At 70.6% G+C, this 13,690-nt stretch carries 13 protein-coding genes; 10 read left to right on the forward strand and 3 right to left on the reverse strand.

Going from position 1 to position 13,690, the window contains the following annotated elements:
* Positions 1-29 precede the first annotated feature (29 nt).
* The 3 genes from OHA58_RS21255 (at position 30) to OHA58_RS21265 (ending at position 3,781) form a co-directional block, all read left to right on the forward strand.
* The gene (locus OHA58_RS21255) at positions 30-1,331 is read left to right on the forward strand and encodes a hypothetical protein (protein WP_405485086.1); all 1,302 of its coding nucleotides are present in this window, start codon (positions 30-32) and stop codon (positions 1,329-1,331) included.
* A gap of 604 nt (positions 1,332-1,935) precedes the next feature.
* Positions 1,936-2,754 carry a hypothetical protein gene (locus tag OHA58_RS21260; RefSeq protein WP_405480649.1) on the forward strand — a complete coding sequence of 273 codons (819 nt, stop codon included), beginning with the start codon at positions 1,936-1,938 and terminating at the stop codon, positions 2,752-2,754.
* A 589-nt stretch (positions 2,755-3,343) separates the two neighbouring features.
* Complete coding sequence (locus tag OHA58_RS21265) at positions 3,344-3,781, forward strand: DUF397 domain-containing protein (RefSeq protein WP_405480650.1); 438 nt, start codon at positions 3,344-3,346, stop codon at positions 3,779-3,781.
* 90 nt (positions 3,782-3,871) lie between these two features.
* Here the strand turns inward: OHA58_RS21265 and OHA58_RS21270 are convergent, their stop codons facing one another.
* Positions 3,872-5,359, reverse strand: a complete 1,488-nt coding sequence (locus OHA58_RS21270) for a peptide MFS transporter (protein ID WP_405480652.1) — start codon at positions 5,357-5,359, stop codon at positions 3,872-3,874.
* Positions 5,360-5,851: 492 nt separating this feature from the next.
* Between OHA58_RS21270 and OHA58_RS21275 the strand changes: the two genes are divergently transcribed.
* Both OHA58_RS21275 and OHA58_RS21280 read left to right on the forward strand, forming a co-directional pair.
* Positions 5,852-6,529, forward strand: a complete 678-nt coding sequence (locus OHA58_RS21275; protein WP_100597941.1) for a response regulator transcription factor — start codon at positions 5,852-5,854, stop codon at positions 6,527-6,529.
* A gap of 27 nt (positions 6,530-6,556) precedes the next feature.
* Positions 6,557-7,831: an ATP-binding protein gene (locus OHA58_RS21280; protein WP_405480654.1), complete on the forward strand. Its 1,275-nt coding sequence runs from the start codon at positions 6,557-6,559 to the stop codon at positions 7,829-7,831.
* A 34-nt stretch (positions 7,832-7,865) separates the two neighbouring features.
* On the opposite strand, the gene OHA58_RS21285 is transcribed toward OHA58_RS21280, so the two are convergent.
* Entirely contained in the window at positions 7,866-8,399 is a 534-nt protein-coding gene (locus OHA58_RS21285; protein ID WP_405480655.1) for a GtrA family protein, read from the reverse strand.
* 123 nt (positions 8,400-8,522) lie between these two features.
* On the opposite strand from OHA58_RS21285, the gene OHA58_RS21290 reads away from it, so the two are divergent.
* From OHA58_RS21290 to OHA58_RS21305, 4 genes are all read left to right on the forward strand, one after another.
* Positions 8,523-9,677 (forward strand): 5-(carboxyamino)imidazole ribonucleotide synthase, encoded by a 1,155-nt coding sequence (locus OHA58_RS21290; RefSeq protein ID WP_405480657.1) that lies wholly within the window; start codon positions 8,523-8,525, stop codon positions 9,675-9,677.
* A complete protein-coding gene (purE, locus tag OHA58_RS21295; RefSeq protein WP_362897574.1) occupies positions 9,674-10,201 on the forward strand; it encodes a 5-(carboxyamino)imidazole ribonucleotide mutase in 528 nt (175 codons plus the stop codon). The genes OHA58_RS21290 and purE overlap by 4 nt, the downstream gene beginning before the upstream one ends.
* A 5-nt stretch (positions 10,202-10,206) precedes the next feature.
* Positions 10,207-11,394, forward strand: a complete 1,188-nt coding sequence (locus OHA58_RS21300) for a dipeptidase (RefSeq protein WP_405480658.1) — start codon at positions 10,207-10,209, stop codon at positions 11,392-11,394.
* A gap of 210 nt (positions 11,395-11,604) precedes the next feature.
* On the forward strand, positions 11,605-12,711 hold the full coding sequence (locus OHA58_RS21305) for a dipeptidase (RefSeq protein WP_405480660.1): 1,107 nt from the start codon (positions 11,605-11,607) through the stop codon (positions 12,709-12,711).
* Positions 12,712-12,732: 21 nt separating this feature from the next.
* Here OHA58_RS21305 and OHA58_RS21310 read toward each other — a convergent pair whose 3' ends face one another.
* Entirely contained in the window at positions 12,733-13,095 is a 363-nt protein-coding gene (locus OHA58_RS21310; RefSeq protein WP_405480661.1) for a VOC family protein, read from the reverse strand.
* Positions 13,096-13,186: 91 nt separating this feature from the next.
* On the opposite strand from OHA58_RS21310, the gene OHA58_RS21315 reads away from it, so the two are divergent.
* Complete coding sequence (locus tag OHA58_RS21315) at positions 13,187-13,687, forward strand: CGNR zinc finger domain-containing protein (protein ID WP_355686395.1); 501 nt, start codon at positions 13,187-13,189, stop codon at positions 13,685-13,687.
* The last annotated feature ends 3 nt before the right edge of the window (positions 13,688-13,690 follow it).

Below are 13,690 nucleotides of genomic sequence, written 5' to 3' on the forward strand. Positions count from 1 at the left end.
GGAGAGTGAGCGCGGCCGGCGTCGCCCTGATGCTGGGCGGTGCGGGCCTCCTGCTCGCCGCCGCACCGGCACAGGCCGCCGAAGTCGCGTACAAGACCGAGTGCATCCCGCCCGCGATCTCCGGCATGGACCCCGTGCATGGCACGACGAAGGTGGAGATCACGGCGCCCGCAGAGGCCAAGGTGGGGGACGAGGTGGAGGTCGTCTGGAAGACGACGCAGGCCGCCTCGGACAACCCCGGCGTCATCGACCTGGAGAAGGACACCGTCCAGCCGACCGGCACGGTGAAGGTGGGCGGCGCGCAGACGGCGGACCTGGCGGTGGAGGGCCCGCGCAGCAACCCGCCGATCAAGAAGAACAGCCCGATGGTGCTCTCCGACATGAAGGGCAAGATCAAGCTGACGGCGCCCGGCGAGGTGACGCTGACCCCTGACAAGTACAACATCAACGTCAGCAAGCCGATCTCGACGGACACCAAGTGCTCGCCCGAGGAGACCGTGAAGCCCGGCGCGACCATCAAGGTCACCGACGCGGGCGGCGCCACCACGGGCGGGCTGCCCACCGGCCTTCCGACGGGTCTGCCGACCGGGCTCCCGACGGGTCTGCCGACGGGCGGCACCAGCGGAGGCGGCTCCAACGGCGGCTCCTCCGGTACGGGCGGCAGTGACACCGGTGGCAGCGACTCCGGTGGCAGCGGCGGCGGGAAGAGTGACTTCACCGGCAAGGAAGTCCAGATCCCGTACAAGTGCAAGACGCCCATCGGCGACAAGGACGCCACGTCGCCGGTGCAGATCAACGCGAAGAAGGACGGCGGGAACTACGGCCTCACGGTCCAGTTCAAGAAGTCCGTCATGGACAGCCCGGCCGACATCCCGAAGGACTCGGTCAAGCCGTCGATGGAGGTGAAGCTGGGCGGCGCCGACAAGGGCACCGTCCATGTGGAGGGCCCGACGAACGCGGAGCCCATCAAGTCGGGTCAGCCCATCAACATCCCCGACCTCACGGGCACTTACAAGCCGGGCGCCGACGGCAAGTCGACCCTGTCGCCGGGTGTCCTCACGGTGAAGGCCCTGGGCACCACCACGACCTGCACCCCGTCGAAGACGGAGGTCTCCCTGGAGATCGACACGGCGGCCCAGCCGGGCGGCGCGGCCGGCGGCTCGGGTTCGGCCGGCGGCTCGGCGGGCGGCGCGGACACCTCCGGCGGCCTCGCGGAGACAGGCTCCTCGAACGACGGCATCCTGCGCGCCCTCGGCCTGGTCGCGGGCACGGTGATCCTGCTGGGCGGGGCGGTCTTCACGTTCTTGCCGCGGCGTCGTCGGGCGGGGTGAGCTGAGTTTGGGTGAGTTGAGTTTGGGTGAGTTGAGGCGTTGAGGGGCCTGGGCCCGGGGCGAGTTCGATGGCCCCGGGCCCACGTAGGACCCAGGAGCCGCCAGGGTGTGCCGGGTTAGGCTCCCGCGCATGAGTGGAGAAGTCCCCTTACGGCAGACGGTTGCTCGGCGAGTTCCAGGAATTGGAGCACGGCCGACCCGACGGGCCTGCTCTCCGCGCTGCGGTGCGTGACCGTGACAGAGCCCTCTCGGCCTGAGTGGTTGGGGTAGGGGCGGAGAGCGTGGCTGGTCTCCGGGGGTGGTTGCTGATGCCTCCCTCCCTTTGCGGCTCGTCTGCGGCCCGGTGGGGGCCGGCTTTCGTGGGTCGAGGTTCGTACGGGGTTTTCCGATTGAGCCCCCGGGATGGAAAGACGCGGAGGACGCTCGCATCGGTCACCCGCAGATCGCCGCCCGAGTGGGTTGTCCACAGCCCTCAGCAGCAGAAGAAGGGCTGCGGGAAACTGAGGTCGTGCGACGCGATCTGCGGGAGATCACAATGGACGGGTTGCTGTTGTTGCCGTGGGCTCGGGGCGCGGGGTGGTCGCGGTCCGGGCTGTATCGGCGGTTGAGGTCGGAGGGATGGCAGCGGGTTGTCGAGGGGGCGTGGCTGGAGCCCGGGCTCTCGGTCGGGTTGCGGGAGCGGCTGCTCGCCACCCAGTGGCTCACCCCACGCCTCGTCGCGAGCCACTCCGCCGCCGCCTGGCTGTGGGGCATCGAAGTACCGTGCGTGGCAGCCGAGTTCACTGATCCTGAACGACGTACGAGACGACAGGGCCCGGACATTCACAACCATCCACTCGACGACCGCGAGATCACCACCCTCGACCTGTTGCGCTGCACCACCGTGGATCGGACCCTGGCCGACCTGCTGCGCACAGCGCCCCAGGACGACGCGATTATGGCGCTCGACTCCGCCCTCACCTGGCGCCGCGTACCGCGCGACGGACGGTCCACCCGGCGCCCGCCGCTGACTACGCTCGACCGAGTCATCCGGGCGACGGGCCACACCGACCTGCGCGGTGGCGTACGGGCACGCCGTCGCCTGCACCTCGCCGACGCCCGTTCGGGATCGCCGGCGGAGACGCTGGCGCGCCTGCGGATGGCCGAAGCGGGCCTGCATCCGCAGTTGCAGGCCGAGCTCGTGACGCCGGAGGGGCGGTCGGTGCGGCCGGACTTCCTCTTTCCCCGCGAGCGCGTCGCCGTCGAGATCGAGGGGTACGCGTACCACGGCACCCGCGAGGCCCACCGCCGCGACCTCGCCCGCTTCAATCAGCTCCAGCTCTGCCCAGAGATTCGTACCGTCCTGCGCTTCACAGCCCGGCAGGTCCAGACCGAGACCCTCCGGATACTGACCGACATCCGCAGGGCCTTGGCTGCGCAGTGAGCTAATGCGAGGAGCGTCCCGCCCCACTCCCGTCCGGCCTGGCTCCCCTCACAATCGGTCTGGGACGGTCCTCGCAATTCACCCTTCCCCTTGCCGCCATCCCCTGCCCCGGCCCCCGGCCTCAGCCCGTCGAGTCCGGCGAGGCTGCCGCCACCTCCGCTTTCCGTCCTACCCGTCCCCGTCCCCCTGCGTCCGCACCGCCCGATGCTCGCCGTGACAACCCACACGTCCGTACAGGGCCTCGCTCCCGGCGGCCTGGCGCTGCGTGAACTCGCATAGGGAGAAGGGCCTAAGCCCCGCCGGACAGCAGCGGCCCCGCATTGCCTCCCGCGCGGCAGCCGCTCCTCGCTGTGCCGTGACTGCCCAGGCCGGCTCGGGGTCTGAAGCCCCAGCTCGTGCCCGGCGGCAGTCACCGCAGTACTCCTCCTCTCCGACCGGCCGGAAGAGCAGCGGCTGCACATGGGCCCGGCCCTCGCACTCGCGCATGGTGGCGACCCGTGGGCGCTGTGCGGGTGTCGTGGGTGAGGGGGTGATGGCGGGCACGACGGCGGGGACCTCTCGCCACAAATAGCGCACCAGCCCGCCAAGGGTGGTGTACCCGTACGTCATCCGTCGGCAGATTGCGCCGCACGAGTTCGGTCAGTTCCGGCAGTATGGCGCGCGGTACGCGCCCCAGTCGGGCGTCCAGGTGTGCCAGCCCGTCGACGACGCGACGCGCGCCCGCGAAACCGTCGGCCGCGAGCTCCGGCTGCGGCTTCGGGGAAGGTGGGAGGGTGTTCCCCGCAGGGGCCGTGTCAGGAAGACGGCCGACGGCCCGAACGGTCGGGCCACCGGCGGCCGGAATCCCGCCCGTCGGAGATGCGCCCCGCACAAGCCCCGCATCCTCCCCGCTCAGCGGCACATTCGAGACCAGCTGGCGCGTCTGCCAGCGGCCCGGAACCCGCACGGCCCCGCCGTCGCCTTCGCCGCGCCCGCCTGGACGGCCTTCGTCACGGCCGTCCGCACCGGCGCGCTCGGCGCCGGCTGAAGCCGCCACCCTCGCAAAGAACGCCGAAGGGCCGCCGCACCGAACCCGGTGCGGCGGCCCTTCAGACACATACAGGCCGAGCGGAGTGCGTCAGTGCACGTCGCCCATCAGTTCCTTGACCTTCTTGCGGTACATGAACACCGCGCCACCCGCGATCACCGCGAGTGCGGCCTCCAGGGCCACGACGCCCGAGCCGTTGAGGTCGGCGCCGTAGGTGGAGAGCAGACCCGTCACCGCGTCGCCCGCCGTCACCGCGAGGAACCAGACACCCATCATCTGGGAGCCGTACTTCGCCGGGGCCATCTTGGTGGTCACCGAGAGGCCGACCGGGGAGAGCGTCAGCTCGCCGACCGTCTGGACGAAGTAGATCAGGACGAGCCACCAGGGGCTGACCTTGCCGTCGCCCGCGGCCGTCAGCGGCAGCAGGAAGACGAAGAAGGAGATACCGATGAGGGCCAGACCCAGCGAGAACTTGGTGACCGTGCTCGGCTCCTTGCCCTTGCGGGCCAGCGCCAGCCAGATCATGGCGGCGACCGGGGCCAGCGCCATGATGATCACCGGGTTCACGGACTGGAACCAGGAGACCGGGAAGTCCCAGCCGAGGACGCTCGTGTTGGCGTGGCTGTCGGCGAAGATCGACAGGGTCGAGCCACCCTGGTCGTAGATCATCCAGAAGACGGCGGCGGCGACGAAGAACCAGATGTAGCCGGAGACCTTCGACTGCTCGGTGGTCGTCAGCTCCTTGTCGCGCTTGATGCGGCCGAGGACGATGATCGGGACGATCAGACCGACCAGCATGAGCGGGACCATCACCCAGTTCAGGGTGTAGGTGCCGGTGCCCACGACGATGCCGTAGAAGACGACCGCGATGAGCAGCCAGATCATCGACTTCTTCAGCGTGGCGGCGCGCTCGGCGGCGTCCAGCGGCTTCGGAACGACCGACGACTTCTCCGACAGGTGGCGGGTGCCCAGCAGGAACTGGCCGAGGCCGATCGCCATGCCGACCGCGGCGAGCGCGAAGCCGATGTGCCAGTTCACGTTCTGGCCGACGGTGCCGATGACCAGCGGCGCGGCGAACGCACCGAGGTTGATGCCCATATAGAAGACGGTGAAGCCGCCGTCACGGCGCGGGTCGTCGGCGCCGTTGTAGAGGTGGCCGACCATCGTCGAGATGTTGGACTTCAGCAGACCCGAACCGACGGCCACGAAGAGCAGGCCGACGTAGAAGACGCCGTTCGACGGGACGGCCAGCAGCAGGTGACCAAGCATGATCACCGCACCGGCGATCGCGGTCGTCTTGCGCGGACCCCACACGCGGTCGCCGAACCAGCCGCCGGGCATGGCGAGCAGGTACACCGTCGAGACGTAGACGGAGTAGATGGCGATCGCGGTGCCCGCGTCGAGGCCGAGCCCCTCGGGGGCTACCAGGTACAGCGGAAGCAGGGCGCGCATGCCGTAGTAGGAGAAACGCTCCCACATCTCGGTCATGAACAGAGTGGCCAGACCGCGAGGGTGGCCGAAGAAGGTCTTGCCGCCGGAGGGTGCTCCGGTGGATTCCTTCGTCAGGCTGGTCGCCATGGAAGTTCCTTGCTGGTACGGGTCGCGGGTCGTGGGTGACCGCGCGGCCAGTGAGGGGGGTGGCCGGCACCGGGACCTGCCGTCCTCCTCCCCACGCCCACAGGGGATCTCCTCCGCGTGCGAAGACGCTTACGGAGGCCAGGTACGGCTGTCCCGGGATCCACACCCCGTACGCGTCATAGCGTCAGGGTCCGGCCCACAGGTCATTCCTTCATGCTGGTGATAACCAGCTCGCACATGAAAGAGACCTTCGTTGCGCGGTGCGCTCCAAAGGTCCTTCTTTAGTGCATCAGGCGTTCAGTCACCATACGACACGACAGTGCGGCATATGGAAGGACTTGAGACATGGATCACAGGCCTTGACGGAACCGTTCACGCGGATTCGAAGGCATCCCCCACGATCTCATCCCACAGCCGCAGGCCCGCCCGGCCAGGTCGCGGCCCTGGTGGATCGCCCCCCGGCCGCGGTCCGGCGCGGACTACCATCACTGCATGACCCGTGTACTGCTCGCCGAGGACGACGCGTCCATCTCGGAGCCACTGGCCCGTGCCCTGCGCAGGGAGGGCTACGAGGTCGAAGTGCGTGAGGACGGCCCGACCGCGCTCGACGCCGGACTTCAGGGCAGCATCGACCTCGTCGTACTCGACCTGGGGCTGCCCGGCATGGACGGCCTGGAGGTCGCCCGGCGGATGCGCGCCGAGGGGCACACGGTGCCCGTCCTCATCCTGACCGCCCGCGCCGACGAGGTGGACACCGTCGTCGGCCTGGACGCCGGCGCCGACGACTACGTCACCAAGCCGTTCCGCCTCGCCGAACTGCTCGCCCGCGTACGGGCCCTGCTGCGGCGCGGCGCCGCCGAGCCCCAGCAGCCGCCCGCCACGCACGGCGTCCGCATCGACGTCGAGTCGCACCGCGCGTGGATGGGCGACGAGGAACTCCAGCTCACCGCCAAGGAGTTCGACCTGCTGCGGGTCCTGGTGCGCGACGCCGGCCGCGTCGTCACCCGCGACCAGCTGATGCGCGAGGTCTGGGACACCACCTGGTGGTCCTCGACGAAGACCCTCGACATGCACATCTCCTGGCTGCGCAAGAAGCTCGGCGACGACGCCGCCAATCCCCGCTACATCGCCACGGTGCGCGGCGTCGGTTTCCGTTTCGAGAAGAGCTGACGTAGAGGTACTGGTACAGGTACAGCTATGCGCCGCCGTCTGATCAACTCCACGCTCGCCGTCGTGCTCGTCGTGATCGCTGTCTTCGGGGTCTCGCTCGTCATCGTCGAGACCCGCACGATCACCAACAGCGCCCAGGAGCGGGTGGACTCCGAGGCGGTCCGGCTCGTCAGCATCGTCGACAGCCGGCTCCTCGGTGACGAACAGGTCACCGGCGCGATCCTGAGGAACCAGGTCGGCCCCGACCGGTACGCCAGGATCGAGCTGCCGGGGGGCGCCCCCATCGAGATCGGTGAGCGCCCCGCAGGGGAAGTCATCCAGGCCACCGCCAAGGGCGAGAAGGGCGAGACGGTCACCGTCGAGGAGCCGCGCTCCTCCGTCACCCGCGAGGTCGGCCGCACCCTGCTGATCATCGCCGGGGTGGCGCTGCTCGCCGTCATCGCGGCGGTCCTGCTCGCCGTACGCCAGGCCAACCGGCTCACGTCCCCGCTCACCGACCTCGCCTCCACCGCGGAGCGCCTCGGCTCGGGCGACCCCCGCCCCCGCCACCGCCGCTACGGGGTGGCCGAGCTGGACCGGGTCGCCGACGTCCTCGACTCCAGCGCCGAGCGGATCGCCCGCATGCTGACCGCCGAGCGGCGCCTGGCGGCCGACGCCTCGCACCAGCTCCGTACGCCGCTGACGGCGCTCTCCATGCGCCTGGAGGAGATCACCGTCACCGACGACCTGGACACGGTGAAGGAGGAGGCGACGATCGCGCTCGCGCAGGTCGAGCGTCTCACGGACGTCGTGGAGCGGCTGCTGACCAACTCGCGCGACCCGCGCACCGGGTCCGCGGTCTCCTTCGACCTGGACGAGGTCATCAAGCAGCAGCTGGAGGAGTGGCGCCCCGCCTACCGCAGCGCGGGCCGCGCCATCGTCTCCTCGGGCAAGCGGCATCTGAAGGCCGTGGGCACGCCGGGCGCCGTCGCCCAGGTCCTTGCCGCACTGATCGAGAACTCGCTCATGCACGGCGGCGGCACCGTCGCGCTGCGCACCCGCGTCACGGGCAACCAGGCCGTCGTCGAGGTCACGGACGAGGGGCCGGGGGTGCCGGCGGATCTGGGTGCGCGGATCTTCGAGCGGACCATCAGCGGCCGCAACTCGACGGGTATCGGCCTCGCGGTCGCCCGCGACCTGGCCGAGGCGGACGGCGGCCGCCTGGAGATGCTCCAGACGAACCCGCCGGTGTTCGGCCTGTTCCTGTCGCGTACGCCGCTGAAGAAGTCGGCGCCCGGTGACGGGCCCGAGACGGTCCGCTAGCTGGTTGGCTGGCTGGTGAGCGGGCCCGGCCCGGTCAGCGGTGGGTGCGCTGCACTTCGGAGCGGCGGTCCTCACGCCCGTCCGGCCCGTCCCGGGTCTCCAGGAACGATTCGGCGCGGGTGACGGTCTCGTGGCCGGGCAGGGTCTTGAAGACCCACGTGCGGTACGACCAGAAGCGGAACAGCGTCGCGATGCCGATGCCGACGACCTTGAAGATGTTGCGCTGGAGCGAGCTCTCCCAGCCGAAGCCGTAGATCGCCACGTACAGGACGCCGTTCTCGATCACCAGGCCGACCGCGCTGAACGCCAGGAAGAGCGAGAGCTCCCGCGTCCGGCCGCTCTTGTCGCGGTCACGGTAGGTGAAGTAGCGGAACCCCACGTAGTTGAAGGCGATGGCGATGACCGTGGCGATGATGTTGGCCCGCACGGCCTGAAGGCTCGTGGTGTGCCACAGAAAGTTGGAGACGCCGAAGTTCACCAGCGTTCCGAGCGCGCCCACGGCACCGAACTTGGCGACCTCGCGGCCGAGCCGGTCGAGCCGCGCACGCCATGTGGCAGGTCCGTTCATCGTGCTCGCCCCAGCCCCCGTAGATTCCGATATATCGACCCCGTCATGCTAACCAGGCGGCTGGTCGGGCGCCTGGGCACGCCGGTAATCCTGGCACCGCGGGGCGGCCGATACCCTGGGGGTGTGACGTTCCCGGTAGTCGGCATGGTCGGCGGGGGGCAGCTCGCTCGTATGACACACGAGGCGGGCATCCCGCTCGGCATCAAGTTCAAGCTCCTCAGTGACACTCCTCAGGATTCCGCGGCGCAAGTGGTCAGCGATGTCGTCATAGGCGACTATCGCGACCTGGACACGCTGCGTGACTTCGCGCGGGGCTGTGACGTGATCACCTTCGATCACGAGCACGTGCCCACGGAGCACCTGCGGGCCCTGGAGGCGGACGGCATCCCCGTGCGCCCCGGCCGCGAGGCTCTCGTGCACGCCCAGGACAAGGGTGTGATGCGCGCGAAACTCACGCAGATCGGTGCTCCCTGCCCGCGCCACCGCCTCGTGAAGGACCCCGCCGACGTGGCGGCCTTCGCGGCGGAGGGCGCTTCCGACGGCAGTGACGGTTTCCCCGTGATCCTCAAGACGGTGCGCGGCGGCTACGACGGGAAGGGGGTGTGGTTCGTACGGTCCCTGGAGGACGCGGCCGAGCCCTTCAAGGCCGGCGTCCCCGTCCTCGCGGAGGAGAAGGTCGACTTCGTACGGGAGCTCGCGGCCAATGTCGTCCGCTCCCCGCACGGCCAGGCAGTGGCCTACCCCGTCGTCGAGTCCCAGCAGGTCGACGGCGTGTGCGACACGGTGATCGCGCCCGCCCCCGGCCTCGACGAGGGCCTCGCCCTGCGCGCCGAGGAACTGGCCCTGCGCATCGCGAAGGAGCTCGGTGTCGTCGGGCACCTCGCGGTCGAGCTCTTCGAGACCCCCGACGGCCGCATCCTCGTCAACGAACTGGCGATGCGCCCGCACAACTCCGGCCACTGGACCCAGGACGGGGCCGTGACCTCGCAGTTCGCGAACCACGTCCGTGCCGTCCTCGACCTCCCCCTCGGCGACCCGCGTCCGCGCGCCCCCTGGACGGTCATGTGCAACGTCCTCGGCGGCGACTACCCGGACATGTACTCCGCGTACCTGCACTGCATGGCCCGCGACCCGAAGCTCAAGATCCACATGTACGGCAAGGACGTGAAGCCCGGACGCAAGGTCGGCCACGTCAACACCTACGGCGACGACCTGGACGACGTGCTGGAGCGCGCCCGTCACGCAGCCGGCTACCTCAGAGGAACGATCACCGAATGAGCACGTCCCCTGTCGTTGGCATTGTCATGGGTTCCGACTCCGACTGGCCCGTCATGGAGGCCGCCGCCCAGGCTCTCGACGAGTTCGAGATCCCCTACGAGGTGGATGTCGTCTCCGCGCACCGCATGCCGCGCGAAATGATCGCGTACGGCGAGCACGCCGACGGCCGCGGCCTCAAGGCGATCATCGCGGGCGCCGGGGGAGCCGCCCACCTGCCGGGCATGCTCGCCTCCGTGACCCCGCTGCCCGTCATCGGCGTCCCGGTCCCGCTGAAGTACCTCGACGGCATGGACAGCCTGCTGTCCATCGTGCAGATGCCCGCGGGCGTCCCCGTCGCCACCGTCTCCGTCGGCGGCGCGCGCAACGCGGGCCTGCTCGCGGCCCGCATCCTCGCCACCCACGACGAGGAACTCCTCGGCCGCATGCGGGAGTTCCAGCAGGAGCTCAACGACCAGGCCACGGAGAAGGGCAAGCGGCTGCGCGCCAAGGTCGACGGCGCGTCCGGCTTCGGCTTCGGGAAGTGACCGCGATGACCACCTCCCTGGAGCGGGCCCGCGCGATACTCGCCGACTTCCCCGTCGTCGACGGCCACAACGACCTGCCGTGGGCACTGCGCGAGCAGGTCGCGTACGACATCGACGCGCGTGACATCGCCGTCGACCAGAGCGCGCATCTGCACACCGACCTGGCCCGGCTGCGGGCCGGCGGGGTCGGCGCGCAGTTCTGGTCCGTGTACGTGCGCTCCGACATGGCCGGCGACGTGGCCGTCAGCGCCACCCTGGAGCAGATCGACTGCGTCCAGCAGCTGATCGAGCGCTACCCGGCCGACCTGCGCCGCGCGCTGACGGCCGCCGACATGGAGGCCGCCCGCACCGAGGGCCGGATCGCGTCCCTCATGGGCGCCGAGGGCGGCCACTCCATCGACAACTCGCTGGCCACGCTGCGCGCGCTGCACACCCTGGGCGTGCGCTACATGACGCTCACGCACAACGACAACATCGCGTGGGCGGACTCGGCGACGGACGAGCCGGGCGTCGGCGGACTCTCGCCCTTCGGCCACGAGGTCGTACGGGAGATGAACCGGGCCGGCATGCTCGTCGACCTCTCGCACGTGGCGGCGACCACGATGCGGGCCGCGCTCGACACGTCGGTCGCGCCGGTGATCTTCTCCCACTCGTCCTCGCGCGCCGTGTGCGACCACCCGCGCAACATCCCGGACGACGTCCTGGAGCGGCTGCCCGCGAACGGCGGCGTCGCGATGGCCACGTTCGTGCCGAAGTTCGTCCTCCAGGCCGCCGTCGACTGGACGGCCGCCGCGGACGACAACCTGCGCGCGCACGGCTTCCACCACCTGGACACGTCGGCGGACGCCATGAAGCTCCACCGCGCCTTCGAGGAGGCGCACCCGCGCCCGGTCGCCACCGTCTCCACGGTCGCCGACCACCTCGACCACATGCGCGAGGTCGCCGGCGTCGACCACATCGGCATCGGCGGCGACTACGACGGCACGGCGTTCCTGCCGGACGGCCTCGGCGACGTCTCGGGCTACCCGAACCTGATCGCGGAGCTCGTCGACCGCGGCTGGTCGGACACCGACCTCGCCAAGCTGACTTGGCAGAACGCGGTACGGGTCCTCGGCGCGGCGGAGGACGTGGCCCGGGACGAGCAGGCGCGGCGCGGCCCCTCGAACGCGACGCTCGACCAGCTCGACGGCTGAGCGATCGGGTTCGACGGCTGAGCGACCGGGCTAGACGGCTGGGCGATCGGGCTCGACAGCTGGGCGACCTGCAGAAACCTCCGGAGTAGTGCTGCTCCGGAGGTTTGGGCGGCCCGGTGTCGCCCGAACGCGCCGCCCACCGGGTGGCTGCGGGCCATGCGTGTGACGGTGAACGCTACTGCCGACACCGTCGATGCCCGGAGCTTTGCCATGGCAGACCTGCAGGACGAACTGACCGCCACCGCCGAGATGGGCGAGCTCGCCGAGCTCTCCTCACCGACCGAGGAGGCTCCCGCGCCCACCGCGGACGACGCGCTCACCCGCGCCCGCGCCCTCCTCACGACCCACCCCGTCGCCGACGGCTACTGCGGTCTGCCCGCAACGCTGCGCACACTGCCCTGGTACGACCTCGAACTGGGCGAGAGCTCGGTCGACACCGACCTCCCGCGGCTGCGTGACGGAGGCGTCGGCGCCCTTCTGTGGACGCTGCGCCTGCTGCCCGGCACGGCGCACGCCGAACACCCCGTCACCGCTGTCCTCGAACAGCTCGACCTCGCCAAGCACGTCGTGGCCGAGTACCCCGAGGGCCTGCGCCTGGCCCGCTCCGCCTCCGAGGCGTGCGACGCCCGCGTATACGGCCGTATCGCCGTCCTCATGGGCCCCGCACCCGCGGCCGCCATCGGCGACTCCCTCGCCACGCTGCGCGCTCTGCACACGCTCGGCCTGCGCGTACTCACCCTCAGCGGCGCCTCCTGGGCCACCGAGGCGGGGCTGACCCGGTTCGGCGAGGAGGTGGTGCGCGAGATGAACCGGCTCGGCGTCCTCGCCGACCTCACCGGCGCCTCCGTGCGCACGGCCCGCCGGGTCCTCGCCGTCACCAAGGCCCCGGTGATCCTCACCCACTCCGGGGCCCACGCCCTCAACAGCCACCCCGACAACGTCCCCGACGACCTGCTCGCCGACCTCGGCGCCGCCGGGGGCGTGTGCCTCGTGCCGTGCTCCGCGGAGCGCACCGGCCCCGAACTCGGCGACGTGGCCGACCATCTCGACCATGTGAGACGGGTGGCGGGCCCGGAGTCCGTCGGCCTCTGCGGCTCCTACGACACCGGAGCCGTGCACCCGGACGGCCTCGCCGACGTCTCGCGCTATCCGCACCTCATCGCGGAACTGGTCGGGCGGGGCTGGCCGGAGTCCGATCTTGCACAGCTCACGTGGGGCAACGTCCAGCGTGTGCTGCGCGAGACGGAGTTCGCGGCGCGGGCAGCCGCGCTGCGCCGCCCGCCGTCGACGGCGAGGATCGAACGCCTCGACACCTGACGGGCGGGCAGGAGAGCGGACTCAGCAGGCGCACAGGCAGAACGGGTGCCCTGCCGGGTCCGCGTAGACCCGCCAGGTGCGCGAGCGGTCCTCCGCGTCGAGGACCCTCGCGCCCAGGGCCAGTACGCCCTTCTCCGCCGTGTCGAGGTCCTCGACCGTGAGGTCCAGGTGGAACTGCTGCGGCCGGTCGGGCGCGGGCCAGGCCGGCGGTACGAAGTCGGGTGCCGCCTGGAACGCGAGCGGCCGGCCGCCCGGCACCTCCAGGTCGACCCAGGTGCCGTCGTCGCTCGTCACTTCGCCGCCGAGCACCTCCGCGTAGAAATCGGCGAGCGCGCGCGGTTCGGGACAGTCCAGGACGACGACACCCAGCGTGGCGAGAGCCATGACATCTCCTCGGCGTGAGGGTTACCTGCAAAGGGCTTCATTAGGTAACCGCGTTACTGCATGCTCCCGCAAGAGAGGTAACGTCGCAACCATGAATGACCGCGTGCCCGCACCCGGGGGACTGGCCCTGATCCAGGACCTGGTGAACACCCTCGACATCGAGACGGGCGCCGACGCACTCGACACGGAGAAGGGGCGCGAGGCGCTCGGCCTCACTCAGGAGGAGGCGGAACCGGCGCGCGAACTGCGCGAATCACTGCGCGTCGCCTGCCTCGCACACGGCGGACACGCCCCCCACCGCTCGGTGACACCCCTGCACCGGCTGCTCGCCGAGGCCCCGCTCCTGGTCACCGTCGACGCGACGGACGGCTCGGCCTCTCTCGCGCCGGCGGACCCGCACGCTCTCGTCTCGCGCGTCGCGGCGGCGATCGCCCAGGCGCACGCGGACGGCACCTGGCCCCGTCTGAAGGCCTGCGAGGCCCCCGACTGCCACTGGGTGTACTACGACCGCAGCCCGGCGGGCCGCGGTCGCTGGTGCTCGATGGCGGTGTGCGGAGCGCGCGCCAAGATGCGCCGCTACCGCGCGAAATAGCGG

It is taken from the genome of Streptomyces sp. NBC_00009, assembly GCF_045040855.1.
In the GTDB taxonomy this organism is placed as follows: domain Bacteria; phylum Actinomycetota; class Actinomycetes; order Streptomycetales; family Streptomycetaceae; genus Streptomyces; species Streptomyces aureus.

Coding starts and splice junctions, on each gene's coding strand:
- OHA58_RS21255 (WP_405485086.1), top strand. CDS start 30: ATGCTGGGCGGTGCGGGCCTCCTGCTCGCCGCCGCACCGGCACAGGCC.
- OHA58_RS21270 (WP_405480652.1), bottom strand. CDS start 5,359: ATGGCGACCAGCCTGACGAAGGAATCCACCGGAGCACCCTCCGGCGGC.
- OHA58_RS21275 (WP_100597941.1), top strand. CDS start 5,852: ATGACCCGTGTACTGCTCGCCGAGGACGACGCGTCCATCTCGGAGCCA.
- OHA58_RS21280 (WP_405480654.1), top strand. CDS start 6,557: ATGCGCCGCCGTCTGATCAACTCCACGCTCGCCGTCGTGCTCGTCGTG.
- OHA58_RS21285 (WP_405480655.1), bottom strand. CDS start 8,399: ATGAACGGACCTGCCACATGGCGTGCGCGGCTCGACCGGCTCGGCCGC.
- purE (WP_362897574.1), top strand. CDS start 9,674: ATGAGCACGTCCCCTGTCGTTGGCATTGTCATGGGTTCCGACTCCGAC.
- OHA58_RS21300 (WP_405480658.1), top strand. CDS start 10,207: ATGACCACCTCCCTGGAGCGGGCCCGCGCGATACTCGCCGACTTCCCC.
- OHA58_RS21305 (WP_405480660.1), top strand. CDS start 11,605: ATGGCAGACCTGCAGGACGAACTGACCGCCACCGCCGAGATGGGCGAG.
- OHA58_RS21310 (WP_405480661.1), bottom strand. CDS start 13,095: ATGGCTCTCGCCACGCTGGGTGTCGTCGTCCTGGACTGTCCCGAACCG.
- OHA58_RS21315 (WP_355686395.1), top strand. CDS start 13,187: ATGAATGACCGCGTGCCCGCACCCGGGGGACTGGCCCTGATCCAGGAC.